We start from the raw sequence: 25237 nt of genomic DNA, 5'->3' as shown, positions 1-25237 counted from the left end.
GGCAGCGGAGTTTACCCGATCGCGCGCAGGTGCACCGCAAAGCGCTCGGCCAACCATTGCGCGGCTGGGCCCAGGGGCTCATCGCGGCGCCAGGCCAGCTCCGCTACCAGCGCAGGCGGGCGCCATTCGCTGTCCAGTTCGACCATGTGCGCCTGATAGGTCGGGTACTGCACCACGTGGCGTGGCAACCAGGCCCAGCCCAGGCCGCGCATCAGCAGTTCGGCCATGGCGTAGAAACTGTCGGCACGCCATACCTGCGGGCTGGCAGCTTCGCCCCCGGGATAGCCACTTTGCTGTGGCGTGATCAACAATTGCCGGTGGCGTGCCAGTTGCTGCCGGGTAACCCGGCCTTCAGCCGCCAACGGGTGGCCAATTGCGCACACCGTGACCATTTCCACACTGCCCAGGGCTCGCCGTTCCAGCGATGCCGGCATACTTTCGTGGTGAAAAAACAGGCCCAGGTCGGCGCGCCGCTCGACCAGCTTGCGCGCGACATCGCCCTGGGCACCACTGGCCAGTTGCACCTCCAGGTACGGGTAGCGGCTGGCCAACTCGTCAAGGCTGTCGATGACCGGCTGGTAGGGCATGGCTTCGTCCTGGGCCACCCGTAACAAAGCTTCCTGCCCGCGCATCAACGCCAGCGCGCGGCCATCCAGGCGTTCGCACTGGCGCAACAGTTCACGGGCATCCTCCAGCAGCGCGCTACCGTTTTCGGTCAGTTTCGGCTGCCGGCCACTGCTGCGCTCGAACAGGGTAACGCCCAGGTCGGCTTCCAGCAGGGCAATGGCGCTGCTGATCGCCGACTGCGCCTTGCGCTGCTCGCGGGCCACGGCAGAGAACGAGCGCAATTCTGCAACCCGCAGGAAGGTGCGCAGTTGTTCAAGGTTCCACTGCTCAGCCATCAGCCTATCTCCACTATTGATAGGTAATGACTTTACCCCATCCAGGTTAGGTCTAGAATGCCCGCCCAGTAACCGGAGGATCCCGCCATGAATGCCTATACCTATCTCGCCATTGCCATCTGCGCCGAAGTCATCGCCACTGCCTCGATGAAAGCGGTAAAAGGCCTGAGCACGCCATTGCCGCTGCTGTTGATGGTGGTGGGTTATGGCATTGCGTTCTGGATGCTGACCCTGGTGGTGCGCAGCATTCCGGTGGGGATTGCCTATGCCATCTGGTCGGGGCTGGGAATTGTGCTGATCAGCGTGGCGGCGCTGGTGGTCTACGGGCAGAAACTGGATGTGCCGGCGATGCTGGGGATGGCGATGATTGTGGGTGGGGTGGTGGTGATTCAGCTGTTTTCGAAGACGGCTGGGCATTGAGGTTGGCCATGAGGACCTATCGCCGGCAAGCCAGCTCCCACAGGTGTTCCACTGGCCTTGAGCCTTGTGCAATACCTGTGGGAGCTGGCTTGCCGGCGATAGGGCCCTCACAGGGATAGGCTGTATACTTGCCAGCTGTCCCAGTCTTCGAGGTACCGCCATGCCATCTGCCATTTCCACTGACGTACTGATCGTCGGCGCCGGGGTCGCAGGCCTCTGGCTCAATGCCCGCTTGCGTCGCCTGGGCTACTCGACGGTGCTGGTTGAGCGCGCCAGCCTTGGCGGCGAGCAGACGATCAAGTCGCAAGGCATCATCCATGGCGGTACCAAGTACGCCCTGCACGGCGCGCTGACCGGTGCCTCGGAAGCCATCGCCGACATGCCGCGCCGCTGGCGCGAGGCGTTGAGCGGCAAGGGTGAGCTGGAACTGACCCGCACCCGCCTGCTGTCCGATGCGCACTACTTGTGGTCGCCAGGCACCCTCGCCGGCAACCTCACCAGCTTCTTCGCCAGCAAGGCCGTGCGCGGCCGGGTTGACCAGGTGAAAGGCGAGCAACTGCCTCCCGCGCTGCAAGACCGCGCCTTCAAGGGCAAGGTCTATCGCCTGGCCGAACTGGTCATCGACGTACCCAGCCTGCTGGCCAACCTGGCCGAACTGGCCGGCGACAGCCTGTTGGCCGGTGAACACATCGAGCCGCTGCGCGAAGGCGACGAACTGGTCGGCCTGCGGGTCGATGGCCGCGACATCCGTGCCCAGCGCATCGTCCTCAGCGCCGGTGCAGGCACCGCTGACCTGCTGCATGCCCTGGGCCTGAACCAGCCGGCCATGCAAACCCGCCCGCTGCACATGGTGCTGGCCAAGGGCGCCAACCTCAAGCCGCTGTACGCGCACTGCCTGGGCGGCGGGCCGAAACCGCGGGTCACCATTACCACCCACCCGGCCGCCGATGGCCAATGGGTCTGGTACCTGGGCGGCGACCTGGCCGAAGCCGATGGCGTAGCCCGCGAACCGGCGGCGCAGATTGCTGCAGCACAGAAAGAAATTGCCAGCCTGCTGCCGTGGGTCGACCAGAGCCAAATACATTGGGCGACCTTGCGGGTCGACCGTGCCGAGCCTGCGCAATCGGGCCTGGTGCGCCCGGACAACGCCTTCCTTGCCGACCAGCAACGCCTGCTGGTTGGCTGGCCGACCAAACTGGCACTGGCACCGGACTTCAGCGACCGGGTGGTCAGCCACCTGGAGCGCGACGGTATCCGCCCGCAGGCACACGCCGAGCTGGCCGGCCTGCCACGCCCGCCACTGGGCATCCCGGCCTGGGAGCAACTGTTGCCATGAGCCTGCCGACCCTGCACGACTTCCACCGCCCGCTGGGCAGCACTGGCTTCAAGGTTTCGCCACTGGGCCTGGGCACCGTCAAACTGGGCCGCGACCAAGGCGTCAAATACCCTAACGGCTTCACCATCCCCGACGATGACGAAGCCCGCCTGCTACTGGCCCAGGCCCGCGAACTGGGTATCAACCTGATCGACACCGCCCCGGCCTACGGCCGCAGCGAAGAGCGCCTGGGCCCGCTGCTGCACGGGCAGCGCGACGAATGGGTAATCGTCAGCAAGGTCGGTGAAGAGTTCGACAATGGCCTGTCGCACTTCGATTTCAGTGCCGCTCACACCCGCCGGTCGGTGGAGCGCAGCCTGCGCAGGCTGGAAACCGACCGCATCGAGTTGGTGCTGGTGCACTCCGACGGCAACGACCTGGCAATCCTCGAACAGCAGGAGGTGTACCAGACCTTGGCCGAACTCAAGCAGGAGGGCAAGATTCTCGGCTTCGGGCTGTCTGGCAAGACTGTCGCCGGCGGCCTCAAGGCGCTGGAGCAAGGCGACTGCGCCATGGTCACCTACAACCTCAATGAGCAGGCAGAACGCCCGGTGCTGGACTACGCTGCCGAGCACGGCAAGGCCATTCTGGTGAAAAAGGCCCTGGCCAGTGGGCATGTCTGCCTGGCCCCGGGCGTTGACCCGGTACAGGCCAGCTTCGAGTTGCTGTTTGCCCACCCGGGCGTCAGCAGTGCTATCGTCGGCACCATCAACCCGCTGCACCTGGCCCACAACGTGGCCACTGTCGCCCGCATCCTGGGCCGGCACTGAGTTACCCCTGGCCCGAGGGCCAGGAAACTGACCCGACGCAAGGAGGAGCCTCGTGGCGCGAACGCTGATCCGCAAGAACCCGAGCAACTTCAAGACACTGCCCCTGCATGTCGAGGCCACGCCCGAGGGGCTTATTTACCAAAGTATCGGCATGCCGCTGAACTTCGCCCAGACTCAGCAGCGGCGCAAAGCCATCCAGCTGCCCGACGCGCAGCGCTTCGTGGTCGAACTGGCCAACCTGGGCGTATCGGTGCGCCTGACGCTGAATTGGCAGAACCGCGATTACTGGGTGCTGGTCCGCCAGCGCCGGCAAGACCGCGGCGATGTGGTGCTGAAACTGATTTCCGGGTATGTACCGGCGCAGGAGCTGAACCTGCCGTTGCACACCGCCGTGCAGGAAGTGGCTGAAGAGTGCCTGCTGGAAACCCCGGAAGGCTGGTTGGGCGGCCGCTTCAACGACACCTGGCTGCCGGTACCGTACGCCGCCGCCCTGCACTACCGCGAAACCCCGCATTTCGTGCTGGCCCCGGAGTCCGGCGCCGCACGCCCCGTGCACTGCGGCAAGCTGATGCTGCTGGAGCGGCCACGCGCTTATGTTCATTTGCCCACCGCTTCATTGCAACTGATCTACGACATGCGCCTGCAGGTGCCGCGGGAAGCCAAGAAGCTCAGCCTGTTTCACGTTGATGAGCGGCTGGAGGGCGAGCAACTGGTGGCACGGCTCAACCGCAAGCGGCCTGACCTGTACCTGATGCCGTTGAAGGACGGCCAGCCATTGGCAGAGCTGTATACGCTGAAGAAGGACGAGCTGGTGCCGGCGAGTACGCGGGGGCTGTACCTGGCCGAAAGCTTTGCTAGGCAGGAAGGCTGGGTGGTAACGGACGAGCGGGTACGCTGGAAGGACTGGGTGAAACAGCAGGGGTTGGTGGAGAGCAAGCCGGTGCGGGCGTCGCACTTGCAGCGCTTTGGCGACAAGGCGCGTGCACTGCTGGAGCGGGCGCGGACTTCACTTCACAAGTGACATCCTGGGGCTGCTTTGCAGCCCATCGCCGGCAAGCCAGCTCCCACAGGGCCTGCACAGTTTTCAAGATCTGCGCTACACCTGTGGAAACTGGCCTGCCTGTTTGCACAGGACCTGCACAGCTTTCAAGATCTGCGCTACACCTGTGGAAACTGGCCTGCCTGTTTGCACAGGACCTGCATAGTTCTCAGGATCTGCGCCGCACCTGTGGGAGCTGGCTTGCCGGCGATGGGCCGCAATGCGGCCCCGGCTTTATCAATGCTTCCGGATCTTCTCGACAATGGCAGTGGTCGAGCTGTTCTCGACCAGCCCCAGCACCTTCACGGTGCCGCCGTAGGCCTTGACGATGTCAGCGCCGACCACTTGGTCGATGCCATAGTCACCACCCTTGACCAACACATCCGGCTTGACCTGGCTCAGCAGGTTTTCCGGGGTGCCTTCGGGGAAGCTGATCACCCAGTCCACTGCCCCCAGGCCAGCCAGCACAGCCATGCGCCGGTCAACACTGTTGATCGGCCGGCCCGGCCCCTTCAGGCGGCTGACCGAAGCGTCGTCGTTGACCGCGACGATCAGGCGGTCGCCCTGGGCTCGCGCCTGCTCCAGGTAAGTCACATGCCCGGCATGCAGGATGTCGAAACAGCCGTTGGTGAAGACGATCTTCTCTTTGTGTGCCCGCGCGTCATCAATGGCCAGCAGTAGCTGCTCAAGGCCCAGCACACCGCGTTCGGAGCCTTCCTCACGCTGGATGGCACGGCGCAGTTCAGGGGCGCTGATGGCAGCGGTACCCAGCTTGCCGACCACGATGCCCGCTGCCAGATTGGCCAGTGCCACCGCGTGGGGCAAATCCTCGCCCGCAGCAATGGCTGCGGCCAGGGTAGAGATGACCGTATCGCCGGCACCGGTCACATCAAATACTTCACGCGCCCGCGCTGGCAGGTGCAGCGCCGGCTGGCCAACACGCAGCAGGGTCATGCCATGCTCGCCACGGGTGACCAGCAAAGCACCCAGGTCCAGGTCCTGCAGCAGTTGCAGGCCCTTTGCGACCAGTTCGGCCTCATCGGCGCAACGGCCGACAATGGTCTCGAACTCACTGAGGTTAGGCGTGATCAGGCTGGCGCCGCGGTAGATGGAAAAGTCCTTGCCCTTCGGGTCGGCCAGCACCGGAATGCCCTTGGCCCGCGCTGCCTGGATCAGGCTCTGGTGATTCTTCAGTGCGCCCTTGCCGTAGTCGGACAGGACCAGCACCTTGACGCCTTCGAGCAGGCTGTCGACTTCAGTGGCGAGTGACAGCGGGTCGGTAGCGAACGGCTCTTCGAAATCGATGCGCAGCAGTTGCTGGTGACGGCTCATGACCCGCAACTTGACGATGGTCGGCTGGTGCGCGATGCGCTGGAACACCGAGCGCACCCCAGCAGCCTGCAGGCTGTTGGCCAGGCTGTCGGCAGCCTCGTCCTGGCCGGTGACACCGACCAGCGAAGCCGGCGCACCCAGCGCGGCAATGTTCAAGGCAACGTTGGCCGCGCCGCCGGGGCGATCCTCGATCTGATCGACCTTGACCACCGGAACTGGCGCTTCAGGCGAGATACGCGAAGTACCGCCATGCCAGTAGCGGTCGAGCATGACATCGCCGACCACCAGTACCGGGGCTTGATCGAAACGCGGCATGGACAACTTCATGGGCAACCCATATGGAAATAATGAACAGGGGCAGGATATTAGCACAGGGTAGTCGACGGCTTTACGGCCAGATCGTCCCCGGAAAATTCCCGTGACAATCGGGGCCATGACGGCCCCGATCAAGGAGGGTTCAGGTGATATCGGCCTTGGTCGGCTCATCCAGGCCCATGGCATGCAGGCGGGCATAATGGCCATTAGCCGCAAGCAGCTCGGCATGCGTGCCGCGCTCGACCAGACGGCCTTGGTCCATGACCAGGATCTGGTCAGCCTTCTCGATGGTCGACAGGCGGTGGGCGATCACCAGCGTGGTGCGGCCTTGCATCACGTGGTCCAGCGCCGCCTGGATATGCCGCTCCGACTCGGTATCCAGCGCCGAGGTGGCTTCGTCGAGGATCAGCAGCGGCGCGTTCTTGAGCAGCGCACGGGCAATGGCCAGGCGCTGGCGTTGGCCGCCGGAAAGCAGCACACCGTTTTCACCCACCTCGGTATCGAAGCCCTTCGGCAGGCGGTCGACGAACTCCTTGGCATAGGCATCGGCCGCAGCGGCTTCAATGTCTGCGCGCGGGGCGCCAGCCAGGTCACCATAGGCGATGTTGTTGGCCACGGTATCGTTGAACAGGGTGACGTGCTGGGTCACCTGCGATACATGCCGACGCAGGTTGCGCAGGCGGTAGTGCTCGATCTCCACGCCGTCGAGCAGGATCTGCCCCTGGTCGTGATGATAGAAGCGCGGGATCAGCGCAGCCAGGGTCGACTTGCCGCTGCCGGAACGGCCAACCAGGGCGATCATCTGCCCAGGTTCGGCGGTGAAGCTGATATCACTCAGCACTTCGCGCTCGGTACCCGGGTAGGTAAAGCTCAGGTTACGTACCTCCAGGCGCCCGTCCACGCGCTCCTTCTCGACCGTACCCGTGTCCAATTCAGGCGCTTCGTCCAGTTGTTCGAAGATGCTTTCGGCACCGGCCAGGCCCTTCTGGATGGTCGAGCTGACTTCCGACAACTGGCGAATCGGCTTGGGCAACAGGCCGGCAGCGGTGATATAGGCAACCAGGTCACCGGCAGTGGACTCGCCACGCAAGAACAGCACCAGGAACATCAACGCGGCCATGGCGCTGTAGATCACCAGCTGCAGCATCGGCGTGTACAGCGAGCCGGTCTTGGTCATGCGCAGCTGCTTGTCGGTGTTGCTCTGGCTGGCCTTGCCGAAACGCTGCTGCTCGTAGGCTTCGCCACCGAAGCTGCGGACCACGCGGTAACCCTGGATGGTTTCCGAGGCCACGTGGGTTACGTCGCCCATGGCCACCTGGATCTTCTTGCTCTGCTTGCGGAATTTCTTGCTGGCAACGCTGACCATTACCGCGATCACCGGCAGGATGGCGACCATTACCAGGGTCAGGTGCCAGTTCATCCACAGCAGGTAGGCGAACAGGAACACCACGGTCAGGCCTTCGCGAATCACCACCTTGATGGCGTCGGTGGCAGCACCGGTGACCATGGTCACGTTGAAGGTAATACGCGAAATCAGGTGCCCGGAGTTGTGGTTGTCAAAGTAGCGGTTAGGCAACACCAGCAGCTTGTTGAACAACTCCACGCGCAGGTCGTGCACCAGGCACAGGGAAACCTTGGCCAGGAAGTAGTTGCCGAGGAACGAGCCCAGGCCCTGCCAGGCCGCGATCAGGATGATCAGCAGCGGCACTGCCTGCAGCAATTGCAGGTCGCGTAGGTAGGGAACGTTGGGGAACAACACCGCTTCGGGGTTGCTCAGCCCATCGACGAAGTACTTGAGAATGCCGGCCAGCATCGGCTGGGTCGAGGCAAAGATCACAAAACCGACAATGCTCAGCAGGAAAATGCCGACATAGGGTTTCACATAGCTCAGCAGCCGGAAGTAGATCTTCAGGCTGGAGGTGTGCTCCGCCGGTCGCGGTGTTTCGGCCATTATCGAGCTCGCTGTTCAGGTTGAACCGGAAATTTTACCACAGGCGCCATTTTCGGCACGCCCCCATGGCAGCATCATGGCAAGGCCCACCGGCAGCCAGCTGATAAACCACTCGGCACGCGGCGTACCGGTGAGGCTGGCGGCATCGAACTGCATGGCCAGGGTCGAATACACCCACAAGCCGAGCAGGATCTTGCCGAACAGCGTGCCACGGGCGCGGACGATTTCAGCCAGGGTGTACAGCCACACGGCCACCCACAGCAGCATCCCGGGCAGCCCCACCTCCAGCGCAACGTGGGTGAACATGTTGTGGGAATGATCAAACTGCAAGCCTACGGCCTGCACAACGTAAGGGCTACCCATTCCCAACCCCGTCCAGGGGTGCTGCGAAATCATGTTGATGACGGCGCCGAAAATTTCCGGACGGAAGGAAGAGCCTCGCTGCGCGATGACATTGTACATCGCGAAAAACGCCAGCCCGGTGGCGATCACTGCCAGCAGCGAAAACAGCCGGCTATGCCGGTCGCGAAACCACAGTGGCGCGATCAACACGGTGAGCACCAGCGCCAGCACTGCTCCACGGCTCTGGCTGAGGATAACGAACGCCCCCAGGCAGGCCAGCGCCACCGCCCAGCCCAGCTGCGCTGCACGGTGAGTTGGCCGGTCGTAGAGCATCAACAGCACCGCCGCGCCGATTACATAAGCCCCCAGGATCGGATGTGAAATTTCACCGATACCCGCCAGCCGGAAAATCAGCGGGTTACCCAGAATCCCGTAGAACTTGATGATCGACACCAAGGCTGCCAACCCCAGCAAGGCGCTGCCCATGCGCAACAACCGCCGTATCTGAGCCTGGCCCAACTGGGCCAGCAGCGGGAACGCCAACAGGAACACCAGAATATAGAGCATGCGCTTGAGTTCACGACCTGGGTCTTCTGTCGCCGACCAGGCCAGGCTGAGCCCGCTCCACACCATCAGTAACAGCACGCTCCCCCACAAGGCCGGCTGGCGCTTCCAGGCCTGCACCAGCACGCGGCGGGCAGACCACGCCAACACCAGCGTCGGCAACCACAGGAACAACACCAGGCCTTGTTGATAGAGCTTGTTGCTCGGCGCCAGGGCAATCGCCGCCAGGAACCAGACCAGACCAAATCCCAACCAGGCCCGCGCCCAGTCTTTTTGATACAACATCCTTCCTCCCCGATGAATCAAACACACCATCCATGGTGCTACCGCATTATTTTCGGCATTATTGCCGGTCATTTTGCTCGCCAGACGACAAGGCTCTATTCATGCAATGCTCCCGGCTCACCCAGGTCGACTTCGACCAGCTGACACTTGGCGCACAGGTGCTAGAGGCAGACAGCCATGGCGCCAAAGTCTACCTGCTCGCAGATGGAAATTTCCTCAAGGTTTTTCGTAGGAAAAGGCTGATTTCATCTGCGCTGCTGCGCCCTTACTCGCAGCGCTTCGTCGATAATGCCGCACGCCTGGCGCAACTGGGCATCCCTACCCTCGAGGTCATCAGCCAGCACAAGCTCGACCTGCCAGGCCGCACAGCCGTGCTCTATCGCCCGCTGCCCGGGCGCACGCTGCTGCAGATGTCACGCGATGAAGGTTTCAGTTGGGACATTTACCTGCCGCGCCTGGTCGAATTGATTCGCCAGCTGCACCGCAGCGGTGTGTACTTCCGTTCGCTGCACCTGGGCAACGTGGTGGTCACCCCCGACCAGCGCCTGGGCCTGATCGACGTGGCTGACATGCGCTTCCTGCGCCCGCCGCTGTCGGCGCGCATGATCCGGCGTAACGTGCAGCATATGGTGCGTTACATTGAGCGGGAAAACCTGGGCGACCGGTTCCCCCTCGCTGCGTTCGAAGCGGCCTTGCTGGCGCGCTGAGTGTCAGTTGCGCAACAGGCTCTGGGAACCGTTGCAGAAGGCTTGCCAGGCCTGTTCCGGCGCCAGTGCCTGGCGCTGCCTGGCGGCTACGGCCGAGGCACTGAGCGCCGCGCAGTGCTCGATCGCCTCGGCCCAGGCGCCCTCGTCGGCAACAGGCAGGTAGCCACCGGTGTCCCGCAGCTGCTCGCGAAACACCTGCAGGTCGCTGCACACCACCGGCACATCGGCCATCACCGCCTCTTGCACCACCAGCCCCAGGCCTTCTGAGCGCGAAGGCACTAACAACCAGTCAAACGCCCGGTACAGTTGCTGCAGGTCTTCGCGATACCCGCGCAGATGAACGCGCCCCGCCAGCCCCAGTGCATCGATTCGCGCTTCCAGCACGGCGTGCTGGGGGCCCTCACCAATGATCGCCAGCTGCAAGTCTGGCTGCCGTGCACTGGCCTTGGCGAAGGCCCCGATCAGCATTTCGAAGCCTTTGCTTTCCACCAGGCGCCCTACCGCACCGAGCATTACGGCGGCATCCTGAGGTAACTGCAGCGCCTTTCTGGCCTGCTCCCTGCTGCGCAACGGCTCGACGAACGCCAGCGGGTCAAGCGCCATACGCAAGGTTTGCACCGGCCTGCCCAGATCACGTTCCAGCGACTCGGCTAACGTCTGCGACACCGCCGCAATACTCAGGCGTTCAGGCGCAAGCATGCGCAACAGGCGGATATCGCCGCCGTTCAGCCGCGTCTTGCCATGGAACAGCACCTTGGCCCGCAGCTCGGGAATGCTCTGCAGCAGCGGCAATACCAGGCGTGCAACGCCAATGCCGTCGAGCAGGACGACTTCAGCCCTGGCCTCGGTCAGCGCCTTGCGCAAGCGCATGCGCAGCCAAGGCCGCAGCAGGCGCCACAAGTGGCGACCCTTCAGTGCACGTGACGGCATGTGCCACTCCCGGGTCGAGCCAAGCCCACAGCAGAGCCCGCTTCCCAGCAGCAGCCAGTTACTGATTCGGGCATCGGCACCCGCGTTGGACAGTACCTGCCGATGTACCTTGTGGATGGACACATACGGCGTTCCACCCGCCCACATCATATTGACGATGTTCATGGGCCCTCTCCCGCTCATGTCAGGTGGGACAGCGACTTCATTGAACAAAAATGGTGATACCCATGCCGATCAAGGCACCCGTCACCAGCGTCAATGCCAGCTTGATGCGATCACGTTGACGACGCTTGGCCTTACGTTCCACTTCGATGGGCAAGGTCACGTGATTGCCAAATCCAGTGTGCAATACTGCATCACCCTCCAAGGTGACCGCTGTCAGATTTAACTCAGCGTAGCGTCGGGAAAGCGCCTTCTCTCCAGCATAGGCTGCAAATGGCGCACAGCGCTGGTAATCGCTCAAACGACGCAGGCCGGGGTTCAACGAAAACGCCTGCCATTCCGCCTTTTCCGACAACAATGGGTAGCAAGGCACGCCAGCGATCACCTGGCGATCGCCCAGGTGGATGTACGGGCTGTGCACAGCCAGGTCATGGGCATGACTGCGCAACCACACCTGCAGCAGGTTGGGGCTTGCCTCCAGAATGGCCTGCGAGTCTTCGACAAACCCCTGGCGGTAGAAATGCCAGTCGTCTTCGCAGTGGAAGATGTACGGCGTCTTGACGTGGCTGTACGCCAGGTCGATAGACGGCAGCTGGCCCAGCTTGGGCCGGTTGACGAACACCTTGCAGTGCGGTTTCCAGTGCTCCGGCACAGCGCCATGCACAGCATCGTCACCGGAGTCTTCGGTGATGAACACCTCGCGGATGGGCGCCGTGTTGTAGCGATCGAAACTCTCAAGGGTGTCTTTGAGCAGATCAAACCGCCCACAACTGGTCACGACGAGCGTGACGTCACTCTCATTTGAAAAGCGCACCGGACTCCCTCCGCATTGCGACTATCGGCTTTCAACCCCGCTCCTGGGCGCGAAAGCACTTATGTTAGATGCCCAGCTTCAAGCGCAGCCGCTGCCATGCTGACAATGGCGGGTGGGGCCTGAGTGCCGGGCGCATGTGGTCGACGATGCTACGTCCAACTGCGCCGAAACTGAAACGGGAAACCGCCAGGTGGCGGCCATTTTCTGCGATCTGTCGCGCCAGTTCAGGTTCCGCACGCAAGCGCCGGAGCTTGTCCTGAAGGGCCGGGATGGTGTCATAGAACACCACGTTGTGCATGTCCTGCAGGCCCAGCGCACGGTTTTCTTCATCGCCCTGGTCGTACGCCAGCAATACACAGCCACAGGCCATGGCTTCGAAGTTCTTGATCATGTACTCGCCCATGCCGACATCGGCACTGACAAAGAACCGGATACGGTTGAGCGTGTTGCAGTAGTCCTCGCCCGACTTGGTGCGGGTTACCAGCAGGTTCTCGACTTGCCCCAACTCGTCCAGCAGCGCCTTGCGACCGCTGTAGGCCACGCTGTTGACACTGCCGACGAAGGCCAGTTCGATATCGCGCTCGCGCCCTTGGTCGGCCAGCAACTGCTCGTCATAACCCTTGGGCACGAACACCGCATCGAAACCTTCCTGGCGCAGGCGCTCGCTGACCATGTAGCCGGAACTGATCACCCGCGCCCAGGGCAACTGGCGGTAATGGGCGCTGAACTTGCCGGTGTACTTGCACGGGATGTAGTTCTGGTAGGCGTCGTGTTCGAGGATGACCAGGTTGGGTACGGTGCGAATGAACGCCACCTGGCGGATTTCCTGCTTGAAGCGCAGGAAGAACACGATGCGGTCATAACGCTCGACCTGCACCTCACGCTTGAAATAGCGGCGCAGGTTGCGCTGGTCTTCGCTGGTCAGCCAGCGCAGGTCGCATTCACAGTTGGCCGCGACGCCGTCGTACAGGCGGTCGAGAATCGCCCGCTGCTCTTTCTGTACCAGAAATAGGACTTTCATTACGTTCCTTGGGCGCTCTGCGCCATCGCGGTCAGGTTTACAGCTCACGCCGCCAGAACAGCTCGTGCCGGCGCACCGCCTTGCGGAAGAACTCGTTCCCCCCGTAAGGCGACGGACGGCGCCCGGCCAGCCAGCGTTGCAGCAGCCGGCGCAGGCGGCGCTTGAACGGTGCGGCCGGCTGCAGGTCGTGCATCATGCCCAGGGCCATGGCCTTGTCACGCTGGGTGGCCAGGTCCAGCACCAGGCTGCACGGGGCCCACGCCTGCCCGGCGCTCAATTGCGGCGGCAAGGCCACGCCATCACCACTGTCGCCCATCGGCCAGCGGTCGTTGTCGTGCAGGTGGTTGGCATAGCAAAGCAGCGTTTTCGGCTGCCAGGCAAGGCCCTGCAGGGCCTCAAGCACGGCGGCCTGGGCGCAGATGTGGTCGGGGTGCGGGTCGAGCTGCGGGTGCGGCATCACCAGCACCTCGGGCCTGGCCATTTCCAGCAGCGCGCGCAGGTCGGCCAGTAGGTTGTGCCAGGTGGGGGCGCCATCCTCATCGGCCGGCAGCAGAAATGGATTGAACTGGCGGAACGGGCGGATATCGGCCATGTCGGCCTCGCGGGACGCCACAGGCTGGTCGGGCACCGCCTGCATGGCCGGCAACTGCAGGCAGAAGTAGCCCAGTTGCACGCAGCGTGACTCCGGCACACCGGCCCAACGCGGCACGGCAATGCTGTCCCAGGCGCGCAGGCGCCCTTTCAGGCGGGCGGCCTCGGCCTTGGCCAGGCCCATCTGCTGATAGTGCTCGGCCTCGATTTCGCCGGCGGTCAGGGTTACCACCCAGGTTTCGTCAGCCTGGCTGTACAGGCCATAAGCGGCCAGCTCGGCGTCGTCAGCATGCGGGGCAATCACCATTACCCGACGCCGCTGCAGCTCGACCGCTGGCGTTATCCACAGGCGCGGCTGGCCTGCCAGCCGGCAATGCCGGCCGCGCAGGCGCAACGTGCCCGCCTGTAGCGGCGCTGCCAGGCCAGTCAGGTTGAGGAAGCGCAGGCCATCGACACCACGCTCGAAGGTTTGCCGGTCTACCTGATCGCCAGCCTGCAGCTCGACCCGCGGGTCGAGGAAACGTCCCAGCCAACTGTTTTTTACCTGCAGTTCAAGGATCAGGGTTTCATCGCCCTGCAACGTGCAGCCGGCCTTGAGCACGCCATCGTGCAGGCTGGCAGCAACCGGTCGCGCCTGCTCGCCGAAGTCGTAGGCGTAGTCTTCGCCTGGCGCATAGAACAGGTGGTCGGCGAACCAGGCTTCGTGGGCGGCCCAGAGCAGTGGCAACAGCAGCAGTGGCAACCACCACCAACTGAATACCCCCAGGGCGACCAGCGCGACCAGCCCCGCCAGCAAGCCCAGGCGCTTGTTGCGCCGGTGGCGCCTGAGCAACTGCTGCTTGCGACTCACGCCTGATACACCGGCACGGGGTTGCACCAGCGGTCCTTGTACTCGCGGTCGGCACGGCCGAACGAGAAGCGCAGCGGCTTGTTGCGCGCGCGGGCGTCATCCCAGGCGGCCTGGGTGTTGAGGAAGCTCAGCACGCTGCCGGGGCTGAAGGCCTTGGTTTCAGGGTCGACACCGCCATTGATGTACTCGACGCTGATCCATTCCGGCGCTTCGACGCGGTACACCAGCTGGATGGCAATCGGCTTGCCGTCCAGCAGCAATACCGAACCGATCAGCAGCTCACGCAAGCGCTGCAGCACATCGGCCATGCGCTCGGCACCGGTGGCCGGGAAGCCCCAGCGGCGCTGGAACAGGTCGCAGTACATGCTGGCGATTTCCTGCGCGCTGAAGTCACTGATCGGGCGCACCACGCCGCCCGCCTCTTCCAGCAGGCGCAGTTCGCGGCGCTGGTTGTAGCGAAACTTCTTCGACAGGTCTTCATGTGCCCGGGCCATGGCCAGCTGTTCCTTCTGCGCCTTCAGGCCGCTGAAACGGCCTTGGTTCAGTTCGGACAGGTAGCGCACGGTATGGCGCAACGGGGCGGCAGCATCGGCCGCCGCCGGCAGGATGATTTCGGCATTGCCGAGGTCGAACAGGGCTTTCTTGCCGGCGCGCTTGAGCACGTCCTTGGACAGCGCCAGGTGGCGGCCCCAGGCCGGAATCGCGGCCTTGAGCTCACCCGCCTGATGCCAGCCCAGGTAACGCACCGGGATCTGCGCCAGGTCGGCCAGTTGCTCGACCACCAGCGGGTGGGTGGCGACGCTGCCGCCAAAGCGGGCCCACGCCTCGGCGTAAGCCTTGGCATCGATGACTTGCCAACCGCGTTCGCGGAAGGCCTGGATACGATTGAGCATCAGGCTTGCCCCACCAGCGCACGCACTTGCGGCAACTGCCAGAAGGCCTCGCGCACGGCCTGATCAGAGAAGCGCTCGCGCAGGCGCTGCAGCATGAGCTGGGCACACACTTCGCGCTGTTCGGCACTCAGGACAGCCATGTGCTCCAGGCCTTGGGCCAGTTGCTCGGCATCGCCCAGCGGGAACAGCACGCCAACGCCCTCGACCACCTCGCGCGCGCCGCCACAGGCCGTGGCCAGCACCGGCACACCGGCAACCATGGCTTCGAGCAGGACCATGCCGAACGGCTCATGGTCGGAGCTCAGGGCAAACACATCGAAGGCCTGGAAGTAACGGCGCGCATCCGGCACCTGGCCAAGGAAGTCCACCTGCCCGGCAATGCCCAGCTCGGTGGCCAGGGCCTTGAGTTTTTCTTCCAGGCGGCCCTTGCCGAGAATCGCCAGGCGCGCACCGGCCGGCAGCCCCGGCAGCGCCTGGGCAAAACCACGCAACAGAGTGGCCTGGTCCTTGTCCGGGTGCAGGCGCCCGACGTTGCCGACGACCCACGCCTGGGCATCCAGGCCCAGCGCCCGGCGCGCCACGGCACGCGGCACCAGGGCTGCTTGCAGGGCGTCGATGTCGATGCGGTTGTACAGGGTCTGGATGCGCTCGGCCGGCCACTGCGGCAGGCAGCGGCGCATGTCGTCGCGCACCGCGTCCGACACGCCGAGCAGGCTCAGGCGCTTGCTGAACAGGTTGGCGAACAGGCGCCGCCCCTTGCGCTGGTAGTCACCGAAGGCATGGTGCACACCGATAACCGGCAGGCCGGTACCCAGCAACGCCACGTAGATCGGCTTGAAGCGGTGGGCGATGCAGAACGCGAAATTACGCTCGGCCGCGATCCGCCGCAGTGCGCGGATCGCCCCAAGCTTCAGGCCACGCACGGCCTTGGAGCTGAACGCCAGGAACAGCACCTCGTCCGACGCGCAGCCGGCCGCTACCTGCGGGTCGGCGGCACCGGTGAGGAACACCGTGGTGACCTGGTAGCCACGCCCCTGGAACAGGCTGGCGTACTGACGGGCACAATCCAGAAAAGGCCCGTCATAGCCATGGCAGAACTGCAGGATGCGCGGTTCAGAGCGGCTGGTCATAGGCGGCGGCGCCGTCCTTCACGACCAGGATGTCTTCCATGATCAGGTACTGCAAGTCCGAGCCGAAGAACATGTTCAGGGCATCGGTCGGCGAGCAGATCATCGGTTCGCCACGGCGGTTCAACGAGGTGTTCAGCGACACGCCGTTGCCGGTCAGGTCTTCCAGCGCCTTCATCATGTCGTAGTAGCGCGGGTTGTACTCGCGCTTGAGCACCTGGGCACGCGAAGTGCCGTCCTCGTGGACCACTTCCGGCACGCGGGTTTTCCACTCTTCAGCCACTTCGAAAGTGAAGGTCATGAACGGCGCCGGGTGGTCGACCTTGATCATCTGCGGGGCGACGGTGTCGAGCATCGACGGGCAGAAAGGTCTCCAGCGCTCACGGAACTTGATCTGGTGGTTGATGCGGTCAGCCACACCTTCGACGCTTGGGCAGCCGATGATCGAACGGCCGCCGAGGGCACGCGGGCCGAACTCCATGCGCCCCTGGAACCAGGCCACCGGGTTGCCATCAACCATGATTTGGGCGATCTGCTGCGGCATGTTGTCGAGCTTGCGCCATTTTGGTGCATTCGGGTGACGGGCGCAGGCGGCGATCACGTCTTCGTTGGAGTACGACGGGCCGAGGTAGACGTGTTCCATCTTCTCGACCGGCACACCACGAGCGTGGGAAACATAGGCTGCGGCGCCTACGGCAGTACCGGCGTCGCCGGAGGCCGGCTGCACGAACAGCTCTTTCACGTCCGGGCGGGCGATGATCTTCTGGTTGAGCTTGACGTTCAGCGCACAGCCGCCGGCAAAGGCCAGCTTGCCGGTTTCACGCAGGGTGTCGCCCAGGTAGTGGTCGATCATCTGCAGCGCCAGCTTCTCGAACAGCGCCTGCATGCTGGCCGCGTAATGGATGTACGGTTCGTCGGCGATGTCGCCTTCGCGCTTTGGACCCAGCCATTCGATCAGCTTCGGCGAGAAGTAGAAGCCCTTGCCCTTCTCTTTATGACGGCGCAGGCCGATGACGTTGGCGTACTCGGTGTTGATCACCAGCTCACCGTTTTCAAAGCTGGCCAAGCGCGAGAAATCGTATTTGCTGGCATCACCATACGGCGCCATGCCCATGACCTTGAACTCGCCGTCGAGCATCTCGAAGCCGAGGAACTCGGTGATTGCGCCGTACAGGCCACCCAGCGAGTCCGGGTCGAAGAATTCCTTGATCTTGTGGATCTTGCCGTTTTCGCCGTAGCCAAAGAAGGTGGTGGCGTATTCGCCTTTCCCGTCAATGCCGAGGATGGCGGTTTTTTCCTTGAAGCCCGAGCAGTGGTAGGCGCTGGAGGCGTGGGCCAAGTGGTGCTCGACCGGCTCGATCTTGACCTTTTTCGGGTCGAAGCCCAGCTGCTCCAGGCACCAAACGATCTTTTTACGGTAGCGCTTGTAGCGACGGTTGCCCATCAGGATGGCGTCGAGGGCGCGATCCGGGGCGTACCAGTAGCGCTTGGCATAGTGCCAGCGCGCCTTGCCGAACAGGCTGATCGGGGCGAACGGGATGGCTACCACGTCGACGTCGGATGGCTTGATGCCTGCCTGTTCCAGGCAGAACTTCGCCGACTCGTAGGGCATGCGGTTCTTCGCATGCTTGTCACGCACGAAGCGCTCTTCTTCGGCGGCGGCAATCAGCTTGCCGTCAATGTACAGGGCCGCGGAAGGGTCATGGCTAAGGGCGCCGGACAGGCCAAGAATCGTCAATGCCAAGGGATTAGCCTCTTCATTCGGTAGAAATGCGCCAGCGGCCGCTTGGGCGGGTGGCGACTAAAGGGCGGGATTATAACGCAAACATGTGCGTAACGCGGCAACCTGTACCGGCCTCATCGCCGGCAAGCCAGCTCCCACAGGTACACTATCGCCCTTGAGGTCTGCACTGTACCGGTGGGAGCTGGCTTGCCGGCGATGAGGCCAGCACAGGCAACCAAGATTATTCGGCGATCAGCCAGTCCATGCGGTAGCTACCGGCAGTCTGCGCCAGTTCCTTGGCCAGCCACGGCAACAGCTCTTTCAGCTCTTCTTCCAGCCCCCACGGCGGGTTGGCGATGGCCAGACCGGAGCCGTTCAGGCCCTGCGGGCTGTCCTGGTGGTGCACATACAGCTCGACCCGCAGCAGCTTCGGGGCGCCGGTGCTGGTCAGGTCCTGGTAATAGCGGGTCAGCGAGCGCTGGTCCTTGATCGGGTACCAGATGGCCGCGACGGTCTGGCGCATGCGGCCAATCGCCTCTTTCATGGCAGTGGTGCAGCGCTTGAGCTCGTCGGCCTGCTCGAACGGCGGGTCGATCAGCATGATCGCGCGCTTTTCCTGTACTGGCAGCAAGGCCCGCGGCACATGCCAGCCTTCGCCCAGGTGCACGGTCACGCGCGGGTCTTTCTTCATGTTCTCCTTGAGCAGCGGCCCGTCTTCGGGGTGCTTCTCGTTGAGCAAGGCGCGGTCCTGCTGGCGCATCAGGCGGCGGGCCAGCTCGGGCGAACCCGGGTAGTAACGCAGTTCGCCGTCGGCGTTCAGGCGCTTGATGATGCGCAGGTAGTCGTCAGCCATGGCCGGTAGATCATCGCGGTTCCACAGGCGGGCGACGCCTTCCAGGTATTCGCCGGTGCGGCTTGCCTGGTCGCCTTGCAGGTCGTACAGACCAAGCCCTGCGTGGGTATCGATGTAGGCGAACGGCTGCTCCTTGCGCGACATCAGGGCGATGAGGCGGGTCAGCACGATGTGTTTGAGGACGTCGGCGTGGTTGCCGGCGTGGAAGGCGTGACGATAGTTCATGGTAACTCCTGCGAAGGCGGCAAGTTTACCTTGCCTTGCAGGCGGAGTCAGGCCTGGCTGCTGGCCGGTGTTGGCTTCTTCGCGGGTGAACCCGCTCCTACAGAGGCCTGCACAGCTCTCAAATTCTGTGCAGTACCTGTGGGAGCGGGTTCACCCGCGAAGCAGGCGCCGCCGACTCAGCGTGTATTACTTGTCAGCGTGATACGCCGCATCAGCCGTCTCGAAGCGCTGCACCATCGCCTGCGAAGGGCTGCCCATCTTGCTCACCACGAAAATGGCAATGCTCGCCAGCAGGAAGCCCGGGATGATTTCGTACAGGCCCCAGGTATCGATCTGCTTCCACAGGATCACGGTCAGTGCACCCACCACGATACCGGCCAGTGCGCCGTTACGGGTCATACCCTTCCACAGCACCGAAATCAGCACCACCGGACCGAAGGCGGCACCGAAGCCGGCCCAGGCGTAGGCCACCAGGCCCAGCACGCGGTTTTCCGGATTGGCCGCCATGGCGATAGCGATCAGGGCCACGGCCAGCACCATCAGACGGCCGACCCACACCAGCTCGCGCTGCGAAGCGTTCTTGCGCAGGAAGGCTTTGTAGAAGTCTTCGGTCAGGGCGCTGGAGCACACCAGCAGCTGGCAGCTCAGGGTGCTCATTACCGCCGCGAGGATGGCCGACAGCAGTACACCGGCGATCCATGGGTTGAACAGGATCTTCGCCAGCTCGATGAACACACGCTCGTGGTTCTCGGTAACTGGGCCGGCCAGGTCAGGGTTAGCCGAGAAGTAGGCGATACCGAAGAAGCCCACGGCGCAGGTACCGGCCAGGCACAGGATCATCCAGGTCATGGAGATGCGGCGGGCGTTGGCGATCGACTTCACCGAGTCTGCCGCCATGAAGCGCGCCAGGATGTGCGGCTGGCCGAAGTAGCCCAGGCCCCAGCCCATCAGGGAGATGATCCCGATGAAGGTTGCGCCTTTGAGCATGTCGAAGTTGGCCGGGTTGATCGCCTCGATGGCCGCGAAGGTAGTGTCGAAGCCGCCGGTGGAAATCAGCACGATGACCGGGGTGAGGATCAGCGCGAAGATCATCAAGGTCGCTTGCACGGTATCGGTCCAGCTCACCGCCAGGAATCCACCGACGAAGGTGTAGGCAATGGTGGCCGCAGCGCCAGCCCACAGGGCGGTTTCGTACGACATGCCGAAAGTGCTTTCGAACAAACGGGCACCGGCAACAATGCCGGAAGCGCAGTAGATGGTGAAGAACACCAGGATGACGATCGCCGAAATGATGCGCAGCAGGCCGCTGCTGTCTTCGAAACGGCTGGAGAAGTAATCCGGCAGGGTCAATGCGTCGCCGTTGTGCTCGGTCTGCACCCGCAGGCGACCGGCCACGAACAGCCAGTTCAGGTAGGCACCAACGGTCAGGCCGATGGCGATCCAGGCTTCGGACAGGCCGGAGAAGTAGATGGCGCCCGGCAGGCCCATCAGCAGCCAGCCACTCATGTCGGAGGCGCCGGCAGACAGCGCGGTAACCACGCTACCCAGGCTGCGACCGCCCAGAATGTAATCGGAAAGGTTGTTGGTGGAGCGATAGGCGGCGAAGCCGATCAGCACCATTGCCGCGATGTAGATCACGAAGGTGATCGTTAGTGGATTGCCCATGCGTGTGCCCTGGCGTTTGTTTTTATCTCATGCACAACCGCAGCGATGGCGGTTGCACCCAGGCGACGAATGCTATGCAACAACGCAAAGCGGGTGCAACCATTTTTCATGTGCAAGTTGCACCTGCCCGCGCACTTTTCCGATAAAACCGCTTTTTTGCTCCTTTTTGGCGCATAGACGTCGTTTTTAAGACAAATACGCACCAAAAACGACCCTTTGTCAGGTGTGGAAATGTCTGTCAGACGAGTTGCACCTCGTACACAAAAAATTCGGGTTGCACCTGGTTGCACCCGAATTGTCCTACAGGCTAATCTTGGCATCAGCTTAGGCCACAGCCGTGGCAATAACGAGGATAAGAAATGGCGACGACCACCCTTGGGGTCAAACTAGATGACCCTACCCGTGAGCGACTCAAGGCAGCAGCGCAGTCGATTGACCGCACGCCGCACTGGTTGATCAAGCAAGCGATCTTCAACTACCTGGAGAAGCTCGAGGGTGGCGCCACCCTGACCGAACTCAACGGTCATGCCAGCAACCTGGCCGATGATGCCGGCGAAGTTCAGGCCGACCACAGCCATCAGTGCTTCCTCGAATTCGCCGAGAGCATCCTGCCCCAGTCGGTACTGCGCTCGGCGATCACCGCCGCCTATCGCCGCCCTGAGCAGGAAGTGGTGCCGATGCTGCTGGAGCAGGCCCGCCTGAGCGCGCCGCTGGCCGAGGCCACCAACAAGCTGGCCGCCGGCATCGCCGAAAAACTGCGCAACCAGAAGAGCGCTGGCGGCCGCGCCGGCATCGTCCAGGGCCTGCTGCAGGAGTTCTCGCTGTCGTCGCAGGAAGGCGTGGCGCTGATGTGCCTGGCCGAAGCCCTGCTGCGCATTCCCGACAAGGGCACCCGCGACGCACTGATCCGCGACAAGATCAGCACCGGCAACTGGCAGCCGCACCTGGGCAACAGCCCGTCGCTGTTCGTCAACGCCGCCACCTGGGGCCTGCTGCTGACCGGCAAGCTGGTCAGCACCCACAACGAATCCGGCCTCACCTCCTCGCTCACCCGCATCATCGGCAAGAGCGGCGAGCCGATGATCCGCAAGGGCGTCGACATGGCCATGCGCTTGATGGGCGAGCAGTTCGTCACCGGCGAGACCATCGCCGAAGCCCTGGCCAACGCCAGCCGCTTCGAGGCCAAGGGCTTCCGCTATTCCTATGACATGCTGGGTGAAGCGGCACTGACCGAGCATGACGCACAGAAGTACCTGGCGTCCTACGAGCAGGCCATCCACTCGATCGGCAAGGCCTCGCATGGCCGCGGCATTTATGAAGGCCCAGGCATCTCGATCAAGCTGTCCGCGCTGCACCCCCGCTACAGCCGCGCCCAGTACGAGCGCGTGATGGAAGAGCTGTACCCGCGCCTGCTGTCGCTGACCCTGCTGGCCAAGCAGTACGACATCGGCCTGAACATCGACGCCGAGGAAGCCGACCGCCTGGAGCTGTCGCTCGACCTGCTCGAACGCCTGTGCTTCGAGCCGTCGCTGGCCGGCTGGAACGGCATCGGCTTTGTTATCCAGGCCTACCAGAAGCGCTGCCCGTACGTGATCGACTACGTCATCGATCTGGCCAAGCGCAGCCGCCACCGCCTGATGATCCGCCTGGTGAAAGGCGCCTACTGGGACAGCGAAATCAAGCGCGCCCAGGTCGAAGGCCTGGAAGGCTACCCGGTCTACACCCGCAAGGTGTACACCGACGTGTCCTACGTTGCCTGCGCCCGCAAGCTGCTGGCCGTGCCGGAAGCCATCTACCCGCAGTTCGCCACCCACAACGCCCACACCCTGTCGGCCATTTACCACATCGCCGGGCAGAACTATTACCCGGGCCAATACGAATTCCAGTGCCTGCACGGCATGGGCGAGCCGCTGTACGAGCAAGTGGTCGGCAAGATTGCCGATGGCAAGCTGAACCGCCCTTGCCGCGTCTATGCACCGGTCGGCACCCACGAAACGCTGCTGGCCTACCTGGTGCGCCGCCTGCTGGAAAACGGCGCCAACACCTCGTTCGTCAACCGCATCGCCGACCACTCGATCTCGATCCAGGAACTGGTCGCCGACCCGGTCGCCAGCATCGAGCGCATGGGCACCCAGGAAGGCAGCCTCGGCCTGCCGCACCCGCGCATCCCGCTGCCGCGCGACCTGTATGGCACTGAGCGGGCCAACTCGGCCGGCATCGACATGGCCAACGAACACCGCCTGGCGTCGCTGTCCTGCGCCATGCTGGCCACCGCCCACAACGACTGGAAGGCCGCCCCGCTGCTGGCCTGCGCTGCCAGCGAGTCTGCTGCTGTGCCTGTACTGAACCCGGCAGACCTCCGCGATGTTGTCGGCCATGTGCAGGAAGCCACCGTTGCCGACGTCGACAACGCCATTCAGTGTGCGATCAATGCGGCACCCATCTGGCAGGCTACCCCGCCGGCAGAACGGGCTGCGATCCTGGAGCGCACCGCCGACCTGATGGAGGCTGAGATCCAGCCGCTGATGGGCTTGCTGATCCGCGAAGCAGGTAAAACCTTCGCCAACGCTATCGCCGAAGTACGCGAGGCCGTGGACTTCCTGCGCTACTACGCGGTGCAGGCCCGCAACGACTTCAGCAACGACGCCCACCGCCCGCTGGGCCCGGTGGTGTGCATCAGCCCGTGGAACTTCCCGCTGGCGATCTTCTCCGGCCAGGTGGCCGCAGCCCTGGCCGCCGGTAACCCGGTGCTGGCCAAGCCTGCCGAACAAACCCCACTGATCGCAGCCCAGGCCGTGCGCCTGCTGCTGGAAGCCGGCATCCCTGAAGGCGTGCTGCAACTGCTGCCAGGCCGCGGCGAAACCGTCGGTGCCGGCCTGGTCGGTGACGAGCGCGTCAAAGGCGTGATGTTCACCGGCTCTACCGAAGTGGCCCGCCTGCTGCAGCGCAATGTCGCCGGTCGCCTGGACAACCAGGGCCGCCCAATCCCGCTGATCGCCGAAACCGGTGGCCAGAACGCGATGATCGTCGACTCCTCGGCGCTGACCGAGCAGGTGGTGATCGACGTGGTGTCCTCGGCCTTCGACAGTGCCGGCCAGCGCTGCTCGGCCCTGCGCGTACTATGCCTGCAGGAAGACTCCGCCGACCGCGTGATCGAAATGCTCAAAGGCGCCATGGCCGAAAGCCGCCTGGGTTGCCCGGACCGCCTGGCCGTGGACATTGGCCCGGTGATCGACGCCGAAGCCAAGGCCGGTATCGAGAAGCACATCCAGGGCATGCGCGAGAAAGGCCGCTCGGTCTATCAGGTCGCCATCGCCGATACGGCCGAGATCAAGCGCGGCACCTTCGTCATGCCGACCCTGATCGAGCTGGACAGCTTCGACGAGCTGAAGCGCGAAATCTTCGGCCCGGTGCTGCACGTGGTGCGCTACAACCGCCGCAACCTCGACCAGCTGATCGAGCAGATCAACAACTCCGGCTACGGCCTGACCCTCGGCGTGCACACCCGCATCGACGAGACCATCGCCAAAGTGGTGGAAACCGCCAACGCCGGCAACATGTACGTCAACCGCAACATCGTCGGTGCAGTAGTAGGCGTGCAGCCGTTCGGTGGTGAAGGCCTGTCCGGTACCGGCCCGAAAGCCGGTGGCCCGCTGTACCTGTACCGCCTGCTGTCGACCCGCCCGGCCGACGCGATCGGCCGCCACTTCCAGCAGCAGGACGGCGAAGGCAAGCCGGACCGTACCCTGCACGAACAGCTGGTCAAGCCACTGCACAGCCTGAAGGCCTGGGCGGAGAGCAACCAGCTGGCCGACCTGGCGGCGCTGTGCAGCCAGTTCGCCGGTCAGTCGCAGAGCGGCATCGCCCGCCTGCTCCCAGGCCCGACTGGAGAGCGCAACAGCTACACCATCCTGCCGCGCGAGCACGTGCTGTGCCTGGCTGACAACGAAGCCGACCTGCTGGCGCAGTTTGCCGCGGTATTGGCTGTTGGCAGCTCGGCAGTATGGGCTGACGGCGAGCCGGGCAAAGCCCTGCGCGCCCGCCTGCCGCGTGAGCTGCAGGCCAAGGTGAAACTGGTGGCGGACTGGAACAAGGATGAAGTGGCGTTCGACGCCGTGATCCACCATGGCGACTCGGACCAACTGCGTGGCGTTTGCCAACAGGTGGCCAAGCGCGCCGGGGCGATTGTGGGTGTGCACGGGCTGTCCAGCGGGGATCACCAGATTGCGCTGGAGCGACTGGTGATTGAGCGGGCGGTGAGTGTGAATACCGCGGCGGCGGGGGGGAATGCCAGTTTGATGACTATTGGCTGAGGCTGAGGGTTGTTGAGGAAAAGGGAGAGCTTTGGCTCTCCCTTTTTATGGGTGCATGTCTTGAGATT

Annotated in this window: 19 protein-coding genes; 6 read left to right on the top strand and 13 right to left on the bottom strand. The window is 63.7% G+C overall.

What is annotated here, in order from left to right:
* Window positions 1-11 precede the first annotated feature (11 nt).
* Complete coding sequence (locus ACI2KG_RS16165; protein WP_404662540.1) at window positions 12-902, bottom strand: LysR family transcriptional regulator; 891 nt, start codon at window positions 900-902, stop codon at window positions 12-14.
* Window positions 903-989: 87 nt separating this feature from the next.
* On the opposite strand from ACI2KG_RS16165, the gene ACI2KG_RS16160 reads away from it, so the two are divergent.
* From ACI2KG_RS16160 to ACI2KG_RS16145, 4 genes are all read left to right on the top strand, one after another.
* Window positions 990-1322, top strand: coding sequence for a multidrug efflux SMR transporter (locus tag ACI2KG_RS16160; RefSeq protein WP_054887895.1), 333 nt, complete (start codon window positions 990-992; stop codon window positions 1320-1322).
* 160 nt (window positions 1323-1482) lie between these two features.
* Window positions 1483-2658 carry an NAD(P)/FAD-dependent oxidoreductase gene (locus tag ACI2KG_RS16155; protein ID WP_404662539.1) on the top strand — a complete coding sequence of 392 codons (1176 nt, stop codon included), beginning with the start codon at window positions 1483-1485 and terminating at the stop codon, window positions 2656-2658.
* Window positions 2655-3467, top strand: a complete 813-nt coding sequence (locus tag ACI2KG_RS16150; RefSeq protein ID WP_404662538.1) for an aldo/keto reductase — start codon at window positions 2655-2657, stop codon at window positions 3465-3467. The genes ACI2KG_RS16155 and ACI2KG_RS16150 overlap by 4 nt, the downstream gene beginning before the upstream one ends.
* A 52-nt stretch (window positions 3468-3519) precedes the next feature.
* Complete coding sequence (locus ACI2KG_RS16145) at window positions 3520-4488, top strand: metal ABC transporter ATPase (protein ID WP_404662537.1); 969 nt, start codon at window positions 3520-3522, stop codon at window positions 4486-4488.
* A gap of 255 nt (window positions 4489-4743) precedes the next feature.
* On the opposite strand, the gene hldE is transcribed toward ACI2KG_RS16145, so the two are convergent.
* The 3 genes from hldE to ACI2KG_RS16130 all read right to left on the bottom strand — a co-directional run bounded on the left by hldE (window position 4744) and on the right by ACI2KG_RS16130 (window position 9295).
* The gene (gene hldE / locus ACI2KG_RS16140) at window positions 4744-6165 is read right to left on the bottom strand and encodes a bifunctional D-glycero-beta-D-manno-heptose-7-phosphate kinase/D-glycero-beta-D-manno-heptose 1-phosphate adenylyltransferase HldE (RefSeq protein ID WP_400612179.1); all 1422 of its coding nucleotides are present in this window, start codon (window positions 6163-6165) and stop codon (window positions 4744-4746) included.
* 130 nt (window positions 6166-6295) lie between these two features.
* On the bottom strand, window positions 6296-8104 hold the full coding sequence (gene msbA / locus ACI2KG_RS16135; RefSeq protein ID WP_404662536.1) for a lipid A export permease/ATP-binding protein MsbA: 1809 nt from the start codon (window positions 8102-8104) through the stop codon (window positions 6296-6298).
* 15 nt (window positions 8105-8119) lie between these two features.
* The gene (locus ACI2KG_RS16130; protein WP_404662535.1) at window positions 8120-9295 is read right to left on the bottom strand and encodes an O-antigen ligase family protein; all 1176 of its coding nucleotides are present in this window, start codon (window positions 9293-9295) and stop codon (window positions 8120-8122) included.
* Window positions 9296-9396: 101 nt separating this feature from the next.
* Between ACI2KG_RS16130 and ACI2KG_RS16125 the strand changes: the two genes are divergently transcribed.
* Complete coding sequence (locus tag ACI2KG_RS16125; RefSeq protein ID WP_201205637.1) at window positions 9397-10002, top strand: toluene tolerance protein; 606 nt, start codon at window positions 9397-9399, stop codon at window positions 10000-10002.
* A gap of 3 nt (window positions 10003-10005) precedes the next feature.
* On the opposite strand, the gene ACI2KG_RS16120 is transcribed toward ACI2KG_RS16125, so the two are convergent.
* From ACI2KG_RS16120 to putP, 9 genes are all read right to left on the bottom strand, one after another.
* A complete protein-coding gene (locus tag ACI2KG_RS16120; RefSeq protein ID WP_404662534.1) occupies window positions 10006-11097 on the bottom strand; it encodes a glycosyltransferase in 1092 nt (363 codons plus the stop codon).
* Between the two features lie 37 nt (window positions 11098-11134).
* Window positions 11135-11908, bottom strand: a complete 774-nt coding sequence (locus ACI2KG_RS16115; protein WP_404662533.1) for a glycosyltransferase family 2 protein — start codon at window positions 11906-11908, stop codon at window positions 11135-11137.
* 64 nt (window positions 11909-11972) lie between these two features.
* Entirely contained in the window at window positions 11973-12929 is a 957-nt protein-coding gene (locus tag ACI2KG_RS16110) for a glycosyltransferase (RefSeq protein ID WP_404662532.1), read from the bottom strand.
* Window positions 12930-12966: 37 nt separating this feature from the next.
* Window positions 12967-14370, bottom strand: coding sequence for a PIG-L deacetylase family protein (locus ACI2KG_RS16105; protein ID WP_404662531.1), 1404 nt, complete (start codon window positions 14368-14370; stop codon window positions 12967-12969).
* Window positions 14367-15263 (bottom strand): antimicrobial resistance protein Mig-14, encoded by an 897-nt coding sequence (locus ACI2KG_RS16100; RefSeq protein WP_404662530.1) that lies wholly within the window; start codon window positions 15261-15263, stop codon window positions 14367-14369. The genes ACI2KG_RS16105 and ACI2KG_RS16100 overlap by 4 nt, the downstream gene beginning before the upstream one ends.
* On the bottom strand, window positions 15263-16393 hold the full coding sequence (locus tag ACI2KG_RS16095) for a glycosyltransferase (protein ID WP_404662529.1): 1131 nt from the start codon (window positions 16391-16393) through the stop codon (window positions 15263-15265). The genes ACI2KG_RS16100 and ACI2KG_RS16095 overlap by 1 nt, the downstream gene beginning before the upstream one ends.
* Window positions 16377-18134, bottom strand: a complete 1758-nt coding sequence (locus tag ACI2KG_RS16090) for a carbamoyltransferase (protein ID WP_400612197.1) — start codon at window positions 18132-18134, stop codon at window positions 16377-16379. The genes ACI2KG_RS16095 and ACI2KG_RS16090 overlap by 17 nt, the downstream gene beginning before the upstream one ends.
* Before the next feature lie 220 nt (window positions 18135-18354).
* Window positions 18355-19191, bottom strand: a complete 837-nt coding sequence (locus tag ACI2KG_RS16085; protein ID WP_346645262.1) for a 23S rRNA (adenine(2030)-N(6))-methyltransferase RlmJ — start codon at window positions 19189-19191, stop codon at window positions 18355-18357.
* A gap of 186 nt (window positions 19192-19377) precedes the next feature.
* A complete protein-coding gene (gene putP, locus ACI2KG_RS16080) occupies window positions 19378-20856 on the bottom strand; it encodes a sodium/proline symporter PutP (RefSeq protein WP_404662528.1) in 1479 nt (492 codons plus the stop codon).
* Between the two features lie 359 nt (window positions 20857-21215).
* On the opposite strand from putP, the gene putA reads away from it, so the two are divergent.
* Window positions 21216-25169: a trifunctional transcriptional regulator/proline dehydrogenase/L-glutamate gamma-semialdehyde dehydrogenase gene (gene putA, locus ACI2KG_RS16075; RefSeq protein ID WP_404662527.1), complete on the top strand. Its 3954-nt coding sequence runs from the start codon at window positions 21216-21218 to the stop codon at window positions 25167-25169.
* Window positions 25170-25237 lie beyond the last annotated feature (68 nt).

The sequence above is a fragment of the Pseudomonas sp. NPDC089407 genome (assembly GCF_044900445.1).
Classification (GTDB): domain Bacteria; phylum Pseudomonadota; class Gammaproteobacteria; order Pseudomonadales; family Pseudomonadaceae; genus Aquipseudomonas.
The sequence above is the reverse complement of the archived record's forward strand: the minus strand, read 5'-3'. Positions and strand labels throughout refer to the sequence as shown.

What these genes read in the sequence shown, in the direction of transcription:
- ACI2KG_RS16100 (WP_404662530.1), bottom strand. Translation starts at nt 15,263, where the DNA reads ATGCTCAATCGTATCCAGGCCTTCCGCGAACGCGGTTGGCAAGTCATC.
- putP (WP_404662528.1), bottom strand. Translation starts at nt 20,856, where the DNA reads ATGGGCAATCCACTAACGATCACCTTCGTGATCTACATCGCGGCAATG.
- ACI2KG_RS16125 (WP_201205637.1), top strand. Translation starts at nt 9,397, where the DNA reads ATGCAATGCTCCCGGCTCACCCAGGTCGACTTCGACCAGCTGACACTT.
- ACI2KG_RS16120 (WP_404662534.1), bottom strand. Translation starts at nt 11,097, where the DNA reads ATGAACATCGTCAATATGATGTGGGCGGGTGGAACGCCGTATGTGTCC.
- ACI2KG_RS16165 (WP_404662540.1), bottom strand. Translation starts at nt 902, where the DNA reads ATGGCTGAGCAGTGGAACCTTGAACAACTGCGCACCTTCCTGCGGGTT.
- putA (WP_404662527.1), top strand. Translation starts at nt 21,216, where the DNA reads ATGGCGACGACCACCCTTGGGGTCAAACTAGATGACCCTACCCGTGAG.
- ACI2KG_RS16150 (WP_404662538.1), top strand. Translation starts at nt 2,655, where the DNA reads ATGAGCCTGCCGACCCTGCACGACTTCCACCGCCCGCTGGGCAGCACT.
- ACI2KG_RS16085 (WP_346645262.1), bottom strand. Translation starts at nt 19,191, where the DNA reads ATGAACTATCGTCACGCCTTCCACGCCGGCAACCACGCCGACGTCCTC.
- ACI2KG_RS16160 (WP_054887895.1), top strand. Translation starts at nt 990, where the DNA reads ATGAATGCCTATACCTATCTCGCCATTGCCATCTGCGCCGAAGTCATC.
- hldE (WP_400612179.1), bottom strand. Translation starts at nt 6,165, where the DNA reads ATGAAGTTGTCCATGCCGCGTTTCGATCAAGCCCCGGTACTGGTGGTC.
- ACI2KG_RS16095 (WP_404662529.1), bottom strand. Translation starts at nt 16,393, where the DNA reads ATGACCAGCCGCTCTGAACCGCGCATCCTGCAGTTCTGCCATGGCTAT.
- ACI2KG_RS16130 (WP_404662535.1), bottom strand. Translation starts at nt 9,295, where the DNA reads ATGTTGTATCAAAAAGACTGGGCGCGGGCCTGGTTGGGATTTGGTCTG.
- msbA (WP_404662536.1), bottom strand. Translation starts at nt 8,104, where the DNA reads ATGGCCGAAACACCGCGACCGGCGGAGCACACCTCCAGCCTGAAGATC.
- ACI2KG_RS16110 (WP_404662532.1), bottom strand. Translation starts at nt 12,929, where the DNA reads ATGAAAGTCCTATTTCTGGTACAGAAAGAGCAGCGGGCGATTCTCGAC.
- ACI2KG_RS16155 (WP_404662539.1), top strand. Translation starts at nt 1,483, where the DNA reads ATGCCATCTGCCATTTCCACTGACGTACTGATCGTCGGCGCCGGGGTC.